The 15,790-nt window shown below is 73.3% G+C and carries 12 protein-coding genes and 1 pseudogene; 6 read left to right on the plus strand and 7 right to left on the minus strand.

Annotated elements, in window-relative coordinates; genetic code table 11:
* A pseudogene (locus AB0B66_RS07115) lies at nucleotides 1-555 on the minus strand (hypothetical protein); the annotation flags it as partial.
* A gap of 129 nt (nucleotides 556-684) precedes the next feature.
* A complete protein-coding gene (locus AB0B66_RS07120; protein ID WP_360524187.1) occupies nucleotides 685-1,341 on the minus strand; it encodes a hypothetical protein in 657 nt (218 codons plus the stop codon).
* Between the two features lie 183 nt (nucleotides 1,342-1,524).
* Here AB0B66_RS07120 and AB0B66_RS07125 point away from each other — a divergent pair, with 183 nt between their 5' ends.
* Both AB0B66_RS07125 and AB0B66_RS07130 read left to right on the plus strand, forming a co-directional pair.
* Nucleotides 1,525-1,815, plus strand: coding sequence for a hypothetical protein (locus AB0B66_RS07125; RefSeq protein WP_360524190.1), 291 nt, complete (start codon nucleotides 1,525-1,527; stop codon nucleotides 1,813-1,815).
* Nucleotides 1,816-2,069: 254 nt separating this feature from the next.
* Complete coding sequence (locus AB0B66_RS07130; protein ID WP_360524193.1) at nucleotides 2,070-4,358, plus strand: S8 family serine peptidase; 2,289 nt, start codon at nucleotides 2,070-2,072, stop codon at nucleotides 4,356-4,358.
* Between the two features lie 172 nt (nucleotides 4,359-4,530).
* Here the strand turns inward: AB0B66_RS07130 and AB0B66_RS07135 are convergent, their stop codons facing one another.
* The 3 genes from AB0B66_RS07135 to AB0B66_RS07145 all read right to left on the minus strand — a co-directional run bounded on the left by AB0B66_RS07135 (nucleotide 4,531) and on the right by AB0B66_RS07145 (nucleotide 9,131).
* Complete coding sequence (locus AB0B66_RS07135) at nucleotides 4,531-6,939, minus strand: Tex family protein (protein WP_360524196.1); 2,409 nt, start codon at nucleotides 6,937-6,939, stop codon at nucleotides 4,531-4,533.
* 71 nt (nucleotides 6,940-7,010) lie between these two features.
* Entirely contained in the window at nucleotides 7,011-7,835 is an 825-nt protein-coding gene (locus AB0B66_RS07140; RefSeq protein ID WP_360524199.1) for an alpha/beta hydrolase, read from the minus strand.
* A gap of 84 nt (nucleotides 7,836-7,919) precedes the next feature.
* A complete protein-coding gene (locus tag AB0B66_RS07145; protein WP_360524202.1) occupies nucleotides 7,920-9,131 on the minus strand; it encodes an MFS transporter in 1,212 nt (403 codons plus the stop codon).
* Nucleotides 9,132-9,310: 179 nt separating this feature from the next.
* Between AB0B66_RS07145 and AB0B66_RS07150 the strand changes: the two genes are divergently transcribed.
* Nucleotides 9,311-10,825 (plus strand): multicopper oxidase domain-containing protein, encoded by a 1,515-nt coding sequence (locus tag AB0B66_RS07150; RefSeq protein WP_360524205.1) that lies wholly within the window; start codon nucleotides 9,311-9,313, stop codon nucleotides 10,823-10,825.
* A gap of 45 nt (nucleotides 10,826-10,870) precedes the next feature.
* Here the strand turns inward: AB0B66_RS07150 and AB0B66_RS07155 are convergent, their stop codons facing one another.
* Both AB0B66_RS07155 and AB0B66_RS07160 read right to left on the minus strand, forming a co-directional pair.
* On the minus strand, nucleotides 10,871-11,392 hold the full coding sequence (locus tag AB0B66_RS07155) for a hypothetical protein (protein WP_360524208.1): 522 nt from the start codon (nucleotides 11,390-11,392) through the stop codon (nucleotides 10,871-10,873).
* A 129-nt stretch (nucleotides 11,393-11,521) separates the two neighbouring features.
* Nucleotides 11,522-12,613 carry a winged helix DNA-binding domain-containing protein gene (locus AB0B66_RS07160; protein ID WP_360524211.1) on the minus strand — a complete coding sequence of 364 codons (1,092 nt, stop codon included), beginning with the start codon at nucleotides 12,611-12,613 and terminating at the stop codon, nucleotides 11,522-11,524.
* A gap of 63 nt (nucleotides 12,614-12,676) precedes the next feature.
* On the opposite strand from AB0B66_RS07160, the gene AB0B66_RS07165 reads away from it, so the two are divergent.
* The 3 genes from AB0B66_RS07165 to AB0B66_RS07175 are packed head-to-tail and all read left to right on the plus strand — an operon-like array spanning nucleotide 12,677 to nucleotide 15,740.
* On the plus strand, nucleotides 12,677-13,840 hold the full coding sequence (locus AB0B66_RS07165; protein WP_360524214.1) for an amidase family protein: 1,164 nt from the start codon (nucleotides 12,677-12,679) through the stop codon (nucleotides 13,838-13,840).
* Nucleotides 13,837-14,577 (plus strand): EcsC family protein, encoded by a 741-nt coding sequence (locus tag AB0B66_RS07170; protein WP_360524217.1) that lies wholly within the window; start codon nucleotides 13,837-13,839, stop codon nucleotides 14,575-14,577. Before AB0B66_RS07165 ends, AB0B66_RS07170 begins: the two co-directional genes overlap by 4 nt.
* A 17-nt stretch (nucleotides 14,578-14,594) precedes the next feature.
* Entirely contained in the window at nucleotides 14,595-15,740 is a 1,146-nt protein-coding gene (locus AB0B66_RS07175; protein WP_360524219.1) for a substrate-binding domain-containing protein, read from the plus strand.
* Nucleotides 15,741-15,790: the final 50 nt, after the last annotated feature.

Raw genomic sequence — 15,790 nt, forward strand, 5'->3', positions numbered from 1 at the left:
CCGCCCATCCGGCAACTCGCCGCCGTCCCCGGACGGGGCGCAGCTCGCGGCGAAGCAGCCGCCGCCCCCGCCGCCCCCGCCACCGGCGACGACCAGCCGCGATCCGGCCGAGTCGCACGGGCTGCCCAGCGAGCAGGTGCGGATGTCGGAGGCTCCGCCGCCCGCGCCGCCGTTGAACGGCGCGCCCGCCCCGGCCTCGCCGCCCCCACCGAAGCCGGGGAATCCGCCGCCGCCGCCGTCACCGCCGCGCTCGCCGACCTCGACCCACAGTTTGGTGACACCGGCCGGGATCGCCAGGTCGGCCTCGACCCGCGCGCCGGGGCGGCCGTCCTCGCCGCTGCCGTCGCCGCCCCCGCCGGGTGCGCCGATCACGACGACGTGCACGTTCGTCACGCCCGCGGGGACGTTCCAGACCTGCTCACCACCGGTGGCGGTGTACGTCGCCGTCACGTGGTGATCGGCCCAGGCGGGCGACCCGCCCGAGATCATCCCGCCGAACGCCGCGGCCACGCCCACCAGCGCCGCCAGCCCCGCCCTGCTCGCCCGTCCGCGCACGCGGATCCTCCTCGATAGACCAAACTCGACCGTTCAACGAGGTGATCGAGGCGGCTGCGGTATCGGCAAGCCGACACCGGGCAGGCTGCGACCTCTGTTCGGGGCGGGTCGGCGTGGCCCGGCCGGGCGCTACCGGCGGGTGTGGACGAAGCTGCGGCGGCCGTCCGCCTCGTTGAGGTGGAACTGCTCCGGGACGTCGGTCACCTGTGCCAGTCGCGCGTGCGCCTCGGCGTCGGGCATCGCCTTGGGAACGGCGATATGGCTGAGTACGACATCCTCGACGTGCGCGCGGAACCGGTAAGCGAACTCCTCCTGCCCGGCGTACGTCAGCGCGATGCGCCCGTTCCAGTCGATCGTGTGGACGCCGGTCTCCTGCCTGGTGAAGACGATGTCGTGGTCGGCGACGGAGTCGTGGCCGAGCAGGTAGACGTGGAACGCGGGCGGCGCGTCGAGGTCCTCGATCGGCAGCGGGTCGGCGGTCAGCCGCTGCGGGCGCGCGTCGTGGAGCCGGAACGGGCTGCCCGGGGTCGCGGCCGGCACACCGGTCGCCTCCTCCCACCTGGTCGAGGAAAGCGTGCAGGCGTGGTAGTTGAGCCACGCGTCGGGGTGGCTGAAGTCGTCGGCGCCTGGGGTGGCGGGTTCGCCGCTGTCGTCGTACAGCTCGGTGCTCAGCGACAGGTCGAACCACAGGTGTCCGTCGTCGTCCAGCCGCCCGGTCCAGTCGAACTCGGTGACGCGGTGGCCGTCGGGCCACGGATTGCCGGGGAACCAGATGCGGCCATGCATGGGGTGCAGGTTAGCGCCGGGCGATCGGACGCGATGACCCGGCGCTGGTCGCGCCTGCCTCCCGTACCGGCCCGCACCGGGGACCTGTTCCGCGGTGCCACCTGCGGGCACACGCCGAGGCCGGGTCATGCGGGCGGGACCGGCCCTATGGTCGCCCATCATCGGCACAGGCAGGAGGACGCCATGTGGAGACTCTGGTACGCGCTGGGAGTGGTGCTGGCCGGGTTCGGGCTGCTGATCGGGGCGGTGGCCGTGTACGGGTACACGCAGCTCGTCGACGAGCAGGCCAGGGCGGAGTGGTTGCTGTCGGAGTCGCGGGGGGAGGCCGAGGTGCGGCTGCGGCAGGTGCGGATCGCCGACATCGAGGACGGCAAGAGCAACAACATCCTGTTCGGGGTGGGCAGCCTCATCCCGGTCGCCGGTGGCGTCGCTCTCGTCGTGGCCGGACACCGAGGCAGGAAGCGGGCCGGCTGAAGTCACTGCGTTGCGTGTGGACCCGGTGACACCGAGGCGCGGAAGGCCTCCGGGCCGCCGCGAAATGACATCCAAAGTACCGCTGACGTTACGTGCTTGTTTCCATTGTTACGCCAAGGTTACGAGTGCTTCCGGATGATCCATTTCGATCCTAGGTTTTCCGCCACCGTCACCAGCTGTGGTGTTCGGCACCGGATGCGGAGGACCTCGACATGCCACATCGGATCGTGCAACGTCCCGGACGGAACAGGCGGGTGATCGGCGCGCTGGTGGCCACGGCGCTGCTCGGGTCCGGCCTGGCGGGCCTGTCGGGCAGTGCCGTGGCCGCTCCGCCGACCACCGAGCCGACCGCCCGCTACCTCGTGCAGCTCGACGGCGAGCCGCTGGCCACGTATGCCGGTGGGGAGGCCGGGTTCGCGGCGACCAAGCCCGCAGCCGGGGCGAAGCTGAACCGGACCTCCGGCGGCGCGCAGGCCTATCGGGGGCACCTGCGCCGCGAGCAGGAGCAGGTGCTCAAGGACGCCGGCGTGCCGCAGGACCGGCCGCGGGTCACCCTGGACACCGCGTTCAACGGGTTCGCGATGGAGCTGACCAGGTCACAAGCGCTGCGGCTGCGGGCGACCCGGGGCGTGCGGGCGGTGTACGACAACCGCAAGGTGCACACCATGACCTCGCACACCCCGGACTACCTCGGCCTGACCGGCCGTGACGGCGTGTGGCGCGAGCAGTTCGGCGGCGTCTCCCGCGCCGGTGAGGGCGTGATCGTCGGCGTCATCGACAGCGGCTTCTGGCCGGAGAGCGCGAGCTTCGCGCCGCTGCCCACGCCGCGCCCCGACCAGGCGGTCATCGACGCGAAGTGGCGGGGGACCTGCGACGTCGGTATGGAAGCGCCGGTCACCTGCAACAACAAGGTGATCGGGGCGCGCTGGTACAACGACAGCGGCATCGCCGAGGCGTTCCCCGACGAGTTCTCCTCGCCGCGTGACCGCAACGGCCACGGCACCCACACCGCCAGCACCGCCGCCGGGCTGTACGGCGTACCGGCGAAGGCGGGCACGGAGGACCTCGGCCGGATCTCGGGCATGGCCCCGGCCGCCCGACTGGCGGTCTACAAGGCGCTCTACGACACCGGCGAGGGCGGGGCGACCGGCACGGAGATCGACATCGTGCACGCGATCGACGACGCGGTCGCCGACGGCGTCGACGTGATCAACTACTCGGTCGGCGACGACAGCGAGTACTTCGGCGCGATCGACGCCGCGTTCTTCAACGCCGCCGCGGCCGGTGTGTTCGTGTCGGCCGCCGCGGGCAACGCCGGACCGCACGAGGGCACCGTGGACAACTCCACGCCGTGGGTGACCACGGTGGCCGCGAGCACCACCGACCGGATGCGCGCGCGGACCCTCACCCTCGGCGACGGCGCCGTGCTCATCGGCGCGGGCCTCGGCGGCAGCGGCGTCGGCCCGGTGCGGCTGGTCTCGGCGAAGGACAGTGCGCTGGACCCGAACGACGCCTACAACGCCGAGCGCTGCGTCGACGGCACGCTCGACCCGGCGAAGGTCACGGGCGCGATCGTGGTCTGCCTGCGCGGCGACATCGCACGCACCGACAAGAGCCTGACCGTGGCCCGGGCGGGCGGCGTCGGCATGGTGCTGTACAACGACGAGCTGGGCTCGCTCAGCGCCGACACGCACAGCGTGCCGACCGTGCACATCGACGAGGTCGACGGGGCGCGGGTGCTGGCATACCTCGCCACCGGTGCGGCTACGGCGACGCTGTCGGCGGCCACCGTCAAGACGGTCGAGAGCCCCTCGGTCGCGGCGTTCTCCTCGGCGGGCCCGTCGAACGCGGTCATCGGCGAACTGCGCGCCTGCACGGAGCTGGCCGACCGGCCCCGCGAGCACGCGCGCGCCTGCCTGAACTGGGCACAGGGCGCGCTGCACGCCGGATACCTCGAACAGGCCGCCACGCTGCTCGCCGACGGCCGGGAGCTGGTGGCGCAGACCGGGTATGAGCGGCTGAGCGCGCTGGTCGAGGCGACCGCGCTGTCCCTGGACCGGGCCGAGGGACGGCTGTCCGGGCTGGCCGAGCGGTTCACCCGGCTGATCGCCGCCACCGAGCGGATGCCGGTCACCACGCTCGACGCGCGAGCCGAGCTGGCCACGGTGCTGGCCATGACGGCCGGGGAGGGCGACGCCGAGGCGGCCGAGCGTGCGCTGGGCGAGGTCATCGCCGAGGCGCGGCGGGTCGGCGCGGTCTGGCCGCTGGTGCAGGCGCTGTCGGCGGCGGCGCGGCTGCTGCTCGACCGGCGTCCGGACGAGGCCGTGTGGCACGCCACCGAGGCGGTGTCGCTGGTCCGGGGCAAGGGCATCTGGGCGTGGGCGGCCGACGCGGTCCTGGTGCTGGCCGAGGCGGCGGTGGCTGCTGGGGAACCGGCCCGAGCAGCGGCGACGATCGCCGAACTCGCGGCGGGGCTGGCCGGGCGGGACACGCCGGTGGCCGCCGCCGTGCTGCGCCGGTGCCGCGAGCTCGTTCCCGAGTGAGCGCGGCGCTGCCGGTGGCCGAATGCCACGACAGTCACCCGGCCTACCCGCCCACCACATAGACGTTGGCCTATCTGGTCGACTATTTCGAGATCGAAATCGACGAGATAGGCCAACGTCTACTGATGACGGTGCGTCGCGAGCCGGGAGGTGGCCAGCGCGACAGGTTCGCTTAGCGGAGCTTGTCGAGCCCGGCGCGGCGCAGGGCGTCGGCCATCGCGCTGTTGCCGACCGGCTCGCTGCGCTGCTGGCGGGGCTGCCCGCCGCGCTGGCCGCCCTGGCCACCGCCCTGTCCACCGCGCTGACCGCCACCGGAGCCGCCGCCGCGCTGACCGCCGCCGCGCTGACCACGGTCGCCACCGCCACCGCCGCCCTGGCGCGCGGAGCCGGCGGGGGCCGCCTCGTCCTCCAGGCGCAGGGTCAGCGAGATGCGCTTGCGCGGGATGTCGACGTCCAGCACCTTGACCTTGACCACGTCGCCGGACTTGACCACCTCGCGCGGGTCGCTGACGAAGGTCCGCGACATCGCCGACACGTGGACCAGGCCGTCCTGGTGCACGCCGATGTCGACGAACGCGCCGAACGCGGCGACGTTGGTGACGACGCCCTCCAGCAGCATGCCGGGCTGCAGGTCGCCGATCTTCTCGACACCGTCCTTGAAGGACGCGGTCTTGAAGGCGGGACGCGGGTCCCGGCCGGGCTTCTCCAGCTCCTTGATGATGTCGGTGACGGTCGGCAGGCCGAACACGTCGTCGGCGTACTCGGCCGGCTTGAGGGTGCGCAGCAGCGAGCCGTTGCCGATCAGCTTGGGCATTTCGATGCCGTTGTTCTTCAGGATGCGCTGCACCACCGGGTACGCCTCCGGGTGCACGCTGGAGGCGTCGAGCGGGTTGTCGCCGTTGGGGATGCGCAGGAAGCCCGCGCACTGCTCGAACGCCTTCGGGCCCAGCCGCGCGACCTCCTTGAGCGCGGTACGCGAGCGGAACGGGCCGTTGGCGTCGCGGTGCAGCACGATGTTCTCGGCCAGGCCGGTGCTGATGCCGGATACCCGGGCCAGCAGCGGCGCGGAGGCGGTGTTCACGTCGACGCCGACGCCGTTCACGCAGTCCTCGACCACCGCGTCCAGCGAGCGCGACAGCTTCACCTCGGACAGGTCGTGCTGGTACTGCCCGACGCCGATGGACTTCGGGTCGATCTTCACCAGTTCGGCGAGCGGGTCCTGCAGACGGCGGGCGATGGAGACCGCGCCGCGGATCGACACGTCGAGGCTGGGCAGCTCCTGCGAGGCGTACGCCGAGGCCGAGTACACCGACGCGCCCGCCTCGGAGACGACGATCTTCGTCAGGTTCAGCTGCGGCGCGAGCTTGATGAGGTCGACGGCGAGCTTGTCGGTCTCCCGCGAGGCGGTGCCGTTGCCGATCGCGATCAGCTCGACGTTGTGCGCCTGCGCCAGCTTGGCGAGCGTGGCCAGGGACTCGTTCCAGCGGTTGTGCGGCACGTGCGGGTAGATGGTGTCGTGGGCGACGACCTTGCCGGTGGCGTCGACGACGGCGACCTTCACGCCGGTGCGGTAGCCGGGGTCCAGGCCCATCGTGGCGCGGGTGCCGGCCGGGGCGGCCAGCAGCAGGTCGCGCAGGTTCATCGCGAAGACCCGGACGGCCTCCTCCTCGGCGGCGGCCCAGAGCCGGGTGCGCAGGTCCAGGCCCAGGTGCACCAGGATGCGGGTGCGCCAGGCCCAGCGCACGGTGTCGCCCAGCCACTTGTCGGCCGGGCGGCCGCGGTCACTGATGCCGAACGCGGCGGCGATGCGCTGCTCGAAGATGCTCGGCCCGGCGGGCGCGCCCTCGGCGGCGGGCTCGTCCGGCTCCATGACCAGGTCGAGCACCTCCTCCTTCTCCCCGCGGAACATGGCCAGGATGCGGTGGCTGGGCAGCTTGGCGTACGGCTCGGAGAAGTCGAAGTAGTCGGAGAACTTCGCGCCGTCCTCGGCCTTGCCGTCGCGCATCTTCGACACGATGCGCCCGCGGGTCCACATCTGCTCGCGCAGCGCGCCGATCAGGTCGGCGTTCTCGCCGAAGCGCTCGACCAGGATGGCCCGCGCGCCCTCCAGCGCGGCGGCCGGGTCGGCGACGCCCTTGTCGGCGTCGACGAAGCCCGCGGCGGCCGTCTGCGGGTCGTGCGACGGGTCGCCGAGCAGCAGGTCGGCCAGCGGCTCCAGGCCCGCCTCGCGCGCGATCATCGCCTTGGTGCGGCGCTTGGGCTTGTACGGCAGGTAGATGTCCTCCAGCCGTGCCTTCGAGTCCGCCCCGTTGATCAGCGCTTCGAGGGCGTCGTCGAGCTTGCCCTGCGAGCGGATCGACTCCAGGATCGTCGACCGGCGCTCCTCCAGCTCACGCAGGTAGCGCAGCCGCTCCTCGAGGGTGCGCAGCTGGGCGTCGTCCAGCTCGCCGGTGACCTCCTTGCGGTACCGGGCGATGAACGGGACGGTCGATCCGCCGTCGAGCAGCTCGACCGCCGCGTTCACCTGGTTCTGCCGTACGCCGAGTTCCTCGGCAATGCGCTGCGCAATGGACGTCGTCACGGTGAGACATTCTGCCCGCACCCCGCCGTCCTGGCACGCAGGGGGCGGGGTGGGAGCGGTGCGGTGTCAGCTCACGCGCTCGCGGTCAGGGGTGCGGTGAGGAAGTCGGCGATGGGGTCGACGAGCCGGGGCGGGGCGATGGCGATGGCGTCGTGGCGGGCCCCGGGGACGACCATCGTGCGGGCGCGGGCGATGACCCGGGCCAGCTTCGCGTGGTGCTCCTCGAAGTAGCCGGGCGCGCTGGCACCGCACGCGAGCAGCACGTCGGCGGTCACCCCGGCGTAAGCGTCGGCGGAGCCTCCGTGGGCCTGCACCTGCCGGATCTCGAACATGGTCATCGGCAGCAGGTCGCCCATCCTGCGGCCGATCGGGGTGCGCAGGAACACGCGGCAGATCGCGGTGCGCACGCTCAGCGGCCACCGCGACACTGCGGAGTGGGTGTTGACCCCGGCTGCCACGATCGCGACGGCACGGGCGGTCCTGCCCGCGTCCAGCGCCTCGTCCAGGGCGTCGAGGTATGCCCCGTCCGGCGTGCCGTCGATGTACAACGCCGCGTCGTAGAGGGCGAGCCGCTCGATCGGCAGGCGCAGCGCGGCCCGCAGCGCGACGAATCCGCCGTAGCTGTGCCCGATGACGTTGCGTGCTCCGGTGTGCTCCAGCACCGCGCCGAGGTCGTCGATCTCGTGCTCCACGGAGTACGGCTCGCGCCGGGCGGGGGCGTCCAGCCGCCCGCGCCGGTTGTAGGCGTGCACGGTGAACCGGTCGGACAGCCGGGCGATCAGCCGCCGGTACTCCTCGATGGTGACCCCGCCGCCGTGCACCAGCACGACGCCCGGCCCGGTGCCGGTCGAGTGCAGGGCGATCGTCGCGCCGTCGGGCGCCGTGACGTGTTGCATGGCCGCTCCCTTCCCTAAAACAGCGAACGCTGTTCGCAGTTTAGTGGTGTGCGGCGTGCGGGCGCATCCGGGTTGTCGTTCGGCTCAGCTCGCCGACGAGGGCACCGTGGCCGGGAAGCCCTCCCGCCGCCCGTACGCCACGCCGCACACTCCCGCGCAGGTCAGCAGCGCGGCGACCAGCGGCAGCGCGCCCGGACCCCAGCCGGCGAGCACCAGGCCGCCGACCAGCGCGCCACCGCCGATGCCGACGTTGAACGCGGAGGCGTTCAGCGCGGCTGCGGTGTCGGCGGCGCCCGCCGGGGCGGCCCGCAGAATCGCCGCCTGCACCAGCGTGGCCAGCGCGTTGAGCGCCATGCCCGCGACGGCCGCCGCGGCCACGGCCAGCGCGGGGGAGTGGCCGGACATGCTCAGCACGATCAGTGCGGCGGTGAGCGTGACGGTGCCCGCCAGCATCGCGAACCGGGGACGCTTGTCCACCAGCAGTCCGGCGGCGAGCAGGCCGACCGCGCCGGCTGCGCCGTAACCGAGCAGCGCCGGGCTCAGTGCCGCCTCGCTCAGGCCCGTGGACTGCAGGAACGGCGAGATGTAGGTGTAGAAGCCGAAGTAGCCCAGCATGGTCACCGCGGTGGTGACCACGACGATCGCGACCGACGGCGTACGCAGCACCCGCAGCAGGCTCATGCCCTGACCCGACAGCTCGCCGGGGTAGTCGGGCAGCAGCCGCCAGCCGACGAAGGCCAGCAACAGCGCGATCCCGGCGAGCACGGCGAAGGTGGCCCGCCAGCCGACGGCGACGCCGAGCGCGGTGCCGGCGGGCACGCCGACCAGGATCGCGACGGTGCCGCCGGTGAACACCAGGGTCACCGCGCGACCGACCCGGTCGGGGGTGACCATGCGGGCGACGTACCCGGCGACCATGGCCCAGAACGCGCCGTGGGTCAGTCCGCCGAGCAGCCGGGCCGCTGCCGCGAGCGGGTACACCGTGCTCAACGCCATGATCACGTTGCTGGCGGCGTAGGCGACGAGCGCGCCGACCAGCAGCCCGCGGCGCGGGAAGCGGGCGGTGAGCCGCCCCAGCGGTGCGGCGAACAGCGCCACCATCAGGGCGTACCCGGTGACGAGCAGGCCCACGGTGGGCTCGGACACGTCGAGGTCCCGGCTGATCGAGCTGAGCAGGCCCATCGGCAGCATCTCGGTCGTCACCGACAGGAAGGTGCCCGCGGCCACCACGAGCAGGCCCGCCATCGGCCACGGTGCGCGGGTCGTGGCGGTTTCGGCGGGGGGTGTCGCGGTCACCGTTCGACGGTAAACGCTCTCACGGGAGAACCCGTCCGGGTTCCCCTGGTGAACTCAGCCACAGAGCCAGGGTTGTCCCTGGCTCCTCCCGGGTATCGCCCTCGATCCCTCGACGCGGCCGCACCCGCCCCGGCACCCTGTCTGCGCTTACCGGGACTCGGGGAAGGGAGCTGGTCAGGGTGCGCCTCAGGAGGGTGCTGGCGGTCGTCGGCGTGGTGGTGCTGCTGCTGTGCACGGTCTGCGCCGGAGCCGGTGTGTGGCTGTGGAACTCGCAGGTGATCTCGACGGCCGACGCGGTCGACTTCACCCGGCCGCTGGCGGTGCCGCCGCTGGCGCCGTCGCGGATGGAGTCCGGCCGCCGGGTGTTCGATCTCAAGGCGCAGGCGGGCACCCATGACTTCGGTCACGGGCAGACCCCGACCTGGGGTTTCAACGGCGACGTGCTCGGCCCGACGCTGCGGGCGGCCCGCGGCGAGCAGGTCCAGGTCAACGTCACCAACGCGCTGGACCAGACGACCACGGTGCACTGGCACGGCATGCACCTGCCCGCCGCGGCCGACGGCGGGCCGCACCAGCTGGTGGGGCCGGGCAAGGCCTGGTCGCCGACCTGGAAGGTCGACCAGCCCGCGGCGACGCTGTGGTACCACCCGCATCTGCACGGCGAGACCGCCAAGCACGTTTACCGGGGCCTGGCCGGCATGTTCATCGTCGACGACCCGGCGACGTCGGTGGACGCGCTGCCGCACGAGTACGGCGTCGACGACGTCCCGCTGATCGTGCAGGACAGGAAGTTCGACGGCAGCGGCAAGCTCGACGACACCCCCGGGTTCATGAGCGGGGTCGGTGTGCTCGGTGACACCGTCGCGGTCAACGGCACCGTCGGGCCCTACCTCGACGTCACCACCGAGCGGGTGCGGCTGCGCCTGCTCAACGGGTCCAACGCCCGGGTCTACGACTTCGGGTTCGCCGACGATCGCAGGTTCGCCCTGGTCGGCACGGACGGCGGGCTGCTGTCCTCGGCGTACGACACCGACCGGATCATGCTGTCGCCCGGCGAGCGCGCGGAGATCGTGGTGACGATGAAGCCCGGCGAGCGCGCGGTGCTGCGCAGCTACCCGCAGGATTTGGGCACGGGTCCGTTCGGCCGGTTCACCGGTGGCGCGGACACCCTGGACGTGCTCCAGTTGCGCGCGGCGGGCACGCTGGCACCGCGCCCGGCCGTGCCGCAGCGGCTCGTGGAGGTCCCCCGGCTGGCCCGCGAGGACGCGGTGCAGCAGCGGCCGTTCCGGCTCAGCGGGCACGCGATCAACAGCAGGCAGATGGAGATGACCCGGATCGACTTCGCGCCGGAGCGCGACAGCGTGGAGATCTGGAAGGTCGTCAACAACGACGGCGAGCCGCACAGCCTGCACGTTCACGACGTGCAGTTCCAGGTGCTCACCCGGGACGGGGCCGCGCCGCCGCCGCAGTTGTCCGGCTGGAAGGACACGATCTACCTGCCGGGCGACGTCACCTTTGAGCTGATCATGAGGTTCAGCGATTTCGCGGATCCGAACACCCCGTACATGTTCCACTGCCACGTGCTCTTCCACGAGGACGCCGGGATGATGGGCCAGTTCGTGGTGGTGCCGCCGGGCGGCAAGCCCGGGGTCATCGACCACCCCTCGCACCTGGCCCACGGCGGGCACCACTGATCGCGGTGGCGCCGGCGGGAGCGGTGGCTCCCGCCGGCGACGCCGTCACCGCAGGAACCAGTCGTTGGTCGTGTAGTCGGCGCGGCCGTCGGCGGCGGTGAAGTCGTTGTTGGTCCACACCCGCAGGTAGGTCAATCCGTACCAGGCCTCGGTGCGGGCCCACACGTCCACCGTCTTGTAGCTGTAGACGTACTGCGTCCTGACCCAGCCGTCGCTCTCCCGGACCGTGTTGCGCCATCCCCAGTCGCAGGCCGGGGTGCAGGCGCCCCACGGGCGGATCCGGTAGTAGCTGGTCCCGCCGGTGCAGATGCCGGTGTCCGCGTCGCAGGTGATCACGTCGTTGCACACGAACTGCAGCTGCGTACGGACGATGGACCTGGTGGCGGGGTCGATGTTGTGCCAGTCGCCCTCCATCACCGGGGTGACGCAGAGGGCATGCGCGGGCGTCGCCGTCACGACGTTGGCGGTGACGGAAAGGCCGAGCGCGAGCAGCGTCGCCGCGAGCAGTGTCGCGACCAGCCGGGTCGGCCGGCCGCGTCGAACAGGGCTGTGCGCGTCGATGGACATCGGAACCACTCTCCCTGAGATCGATGAGCGTGAGGTCGCTCGCCGGTAACGGTAGGTGGCGGCCGAGGGCCGGACCGTTGTCTGTCAGCTACCCAGCAGAGTCGGGGCAGTACGGTAAGTGACAGTTTCTCAGGCGATCCGGACCTCGCGCGTCGCCGCGTCCGGGGCGGCGAAGGCCAGCAGCCGCGCCCCCTCCGCCAGAACCGCCTCACGGTCGGCGGCGCCGAACTCCGTGAACGGCTCGACGGCCAGCAGCGCACGGCCGCGTTCGCGCTCGATGCGCCACATCCCGGCGACGGACCCGCCGATCAGGACGGTCGCGCGGATGATGCCGTTGATCGTGAAGATGCGCTTGCGGTGCTCGTCGGAGATGATCCGGGTGCGGTCGGCGTGCGCCAGCAGCACGCTGTCGAACTCGCCCAGCAGCCGCACCGGCGCGGGCTCGTCCGCGTCCGGCCGGGGCGCGTCGGGCAGGTCGAACAGCTCGACGCCCTGCTCGTCGCGGAACGTCAGCAGCCGCGGCCGCAGCCGCTCGACGACCTCCTTCAGCCGGGTCATCCCCGCCCAGGCCTGCACGTCGCGCACGCTCGCCGGGCCGTACGCGGCCAGGTAGCGCAGCACCATGTCCTCGGCCGACGGCTCGGCGAGCGCGGCCGACAGCCACGACTCGGCCGAGGTGTGCGCGGCCTGCCCGCTCGATCCCCACAGCCCGCGCGGCGGCACCTGCACCAGCGGCACCCGGGTGCGCACCACCGGAGCCAGCGCACCCGCCTCGTAGCCCGGAAAGCGTTCCGCCAGCAGGGCGCCGAGTTCGGCCCAGGTGAGCGGCCGCTGCTCGACCAGCTCCCGGCCGTGCGCGGCGACCGCGTCCAGGTCCAGCCCGGCCAGCTGCTTGCCGTACCCGGCGGCCAGCCCGCGCTCCATGGACGCGGCCAGCACCGGTCGCAGCGCCAGGCAGTCCTCGGCGGTGACCAGGTGGATCGTCGAGCGCATCAGCGAGATGCGGACCACCCGCCGGTCGGTGATCAGCTGCGACAGCTCGCCCGGCGCGAAGTCTTCGAGCCGGTTCCACAGCGCGACGTACGGCGGGTTCGGCGCCTGCGCCTGCAGTCCGAACAGGTGCGCTACCGCCTCGTGCACCGGGGTCCGCGCACGTCGCAGCAGCAGTTGGCGCGACAGCAGGGCGCGGTTGAGTGTTTGACGACTGAGCACGGGGGCCATAGGCATTTAAGCTACGTGGTGCGCCCGCCGGTCCGGCCGGGCGTTCGTGGTAGGAGAGTGCCGATGACCGAGCTGCCGATCCCCGGCCCGTACGTGCCCTGGGTGAACGAGATCCCGCCGCGCCCCGAAACCGGCGGTCCGCTGCACGGCGTGCGCCTGGCCGTCAAGGACCTGTTCGACGTCGCCGGCCTGCCCACCGGCGCCGGCAACCCCACCTGGCTCGCCACCCATCCACCCGCGACCCGGGACGCCGCGGCGGTGGCCGTGCTGACCGGCGCGGGCGCGCGCATCGTCGGCAAGACGCACACCGACGAGATGGCGTACAGCCTGTTCGGCACCAATGCGCACTACGGCGCACCCGACAACCCGGCCGCACCCGGGCACATCACCGGCGGCTCGTCCAACGGCACCGCCGCCGCGGTCGCGGAGGGCTCGGCCGACCTGGGGCTGGGCACCGACACCGGCGGTTCGGTGCGCATCCCCGCCGGCTGGTGCGGCCTGTACGGCCTGCGGCCAAGCCACAGCCGGGTCAGCCGGGCCGGGGTCGTGCCGCTGTGCGGCTCGTTCGACGTGCCCGGCCTGCTCACCCGTGACCTGGCGCTGCTGCGCACGGCGACCGGTGTGCTGCTGACCGGCGGCCCCGACACCACCCCGATCCGCGGGCTCGTCGCCCCGGCCGACCTGTGGGAGCTCGCCGAACCGGCGGTGCGCCAGGCGCTGCAACCGGCCCTGGAGCGGCTCGCCGCGACACTGCCCTGCGACGAGAAGCCGCTGTGGGGCTCGGCTCCCGCCCCGGACTACCGGTTCGCGTACGCGGTCCGTACCGGCTGGGAGTTCTGGCAGCGCCACGGCGAATGGGTGCGGCAGCACGACCCGGTCTTCGGCCCCGGGGTGGGCGAGCGGGTGCGCGTGGCGGCCGAACGCACCCACCCGGAACTGATCGCCGCCGACCGGGAGATCACCGCGGTCCGCACCGCGATGGCGCAGCTGCTCGACGGCGCGGTGCTGGTCATCCCGACCGCGCCCGCGCCCGCCCCGGCGCGCGGTGCCGACACCGGCCCGCTGCGCGCCCCGATCCTCGGCCTGACCGGCATCTCCAGCGTCGTCGGCCTGCCCGCGCTCAGCGTTCCCGGGGCGGCCGTCGACGGCCTGCCCGTCGGGCTGTGCCTGGTCGGCGCACCCGGCACGGAGGAGTCCCTGCTCGACCTCGCGGAGGTACTGCGATGACCGAACCGGGCGCGTTCGCGCCGGCCGACGCCGAACTCGATGTCCGCGACGCCCCGCCGCCGGGGCTGTGGCAGCGCATGAAGGCCGACCCCCAGTACGCCCCGGAACATCTGGCGCTGGAGGCGGTGGCCCGGATCGGGCCGCAGGCCGCGGCCTGGGTCGCGCGCATGCGCACCCGATACCCGCACATGCACCCCGACGGCCTGGCGCAGCTCGCGGTCAAGCGGTTCCGGCGGCACGCCCGGTTCACCGGCGCGGTGTCGGGCTCGGTCGGCCTGCCCGGCGCGATCGCCGACCTGGCCACCCTGGCCTGGACGCAGAGCCGCCTGGTGCTGCACCTGGCCGCCGTGTACGGCGTCGACCCGACCCACCCCGACCGGGCCACCGACCTGCTGGTGCTGCAGCGGGTGCACAAGGCGACCGAGGCGGCCCGGCTGGCCCTCGGCGTCGCCCAGGGCCGCGAAGGTGTCGGGGTGGCGCTGGCCAAGGGCGTCGGCACCAGCGCCGGCCGGGCCCCGGTGACCCGCGCGGTGGGCCGGCTGAGCTGGAAGCTCGCGCAGATGGCCGGGATGCGGGCGGTGCGCAAGGTCGCCGCGAAGGCGATCCCGTTCGCCGCGATCGTGTTCGGCGCATGGGCGAACGCCTCGACGGTCAACGACCTCGCCTCGCGCGCGATCAACCTGTACCGGTCGCCGAGCCTGACCGCCGTGCCGCACCAGCGCCCGGCCCCGCAGTGACCACCACCGACCCGGCCGTGACAGGCCGCGACCTGCCCGAACCGCCGGCCCCGCCCGGCGGTTCCGGGTATTCCGGCGAGGCCGTGGCGGTCCCAGCCCCAGCGCGCAGGGCCAAGGAGTTCGCCCCGGCGCGCGCCGAGAAGGGCGCGCCCGCCGCGCGGCGGGGGCGGCGGCGCGGGGAGACCACGGTCGCGGTCGTCGCGCGGCTGGCCGGGGTGTCCGCGCCGACGGTGTCCAAAGTGCTCAACGGGCATCCCGGAGTGGCCGCCGAGACCCGGGCACGGGTCGAGCAGGTGCTGCGGGAGCAGGACTACCGCCGACCGGACGCGGTCACCCAGGCGCCGATGCTGGAGGTCGCGTTCCAGGCGCTGGAGAGCCACCTGGCCATCGAGATCATGCGCGGGGTCGCGCAGGTCGCGGGCGCGCGGCAGCTCGCGGTCGGGTTCACCGAGACCGCGTCGGCGCCCGGCTGGCTCGACCAGGTGCTGCGGCGGCGGCCGGTCGCGGTCATCGCGGTGTACGGCGCGGCCATGCGCCGCGAGCACGCCCGGCTCGCGGCCAGCGGCATCCCGCTGGTGGCGCTGGACCCGACCGGCGAGCCGGTGCACAGCGTGCCCTCGGTCGGCGCGGCGAACTGGAACGGCGGCCTGACCGCCACCCGCCACCTGCTGGAACTGGGCCACCGCCGGATCGCGATGATCGGGGGCCCGCCCGGCTTCCTCGCCGCCCGCGCCCGCCTCGACGGCTTCCGGGCCGCGATGGACGCCGCGGGAGTGCCCGTCGAGCCGGCGCTGCTGCGCACGGGCTCGCTGTCCTACGAGGACGGCCTGCGCCACGGCCGCGACCTGCTGGCCCTGGCCGCCCCGCCGACGGCCGTGTTCTGCTGCAACGACCTGCTGGCCCTCGGCGTGTACGAGGCGGCCCGCCGGGCCGGCCGCCGCGTGCCCGACGACCTGAGCGTGGTCGGCTTCGACGACCTGGAGTTCGCCCGCTGGAGCGGCCCCGCCCTGACCACGATCCGCCAGCCCCTGGCCGAGATGGGCGCCGCCGCCGCCGACCTGGCCCTCACCCTCGCCGCCGCCGACACCCCGCCCCGCCTGCGCATCGAACTGGCCACCGACCTCGTCATCCGCGCCAGCACCGCCCCACCCCATCCGCGTTGATCATGAACTTATGGCACCGACACGCCGTCGAGCCGTGCCATAAGTTCATG

Source organism: Catellatospora sp. NPDC049111, from assembly GCF_040648615.1.
In the GTDB taxonomy this organism is placed as follows: Bacteria; Actinomycetota; Actinomycetes; order Mycobacteriales; family Micromonosporaceae; genus Catellatospora; species Catellatospora aurea.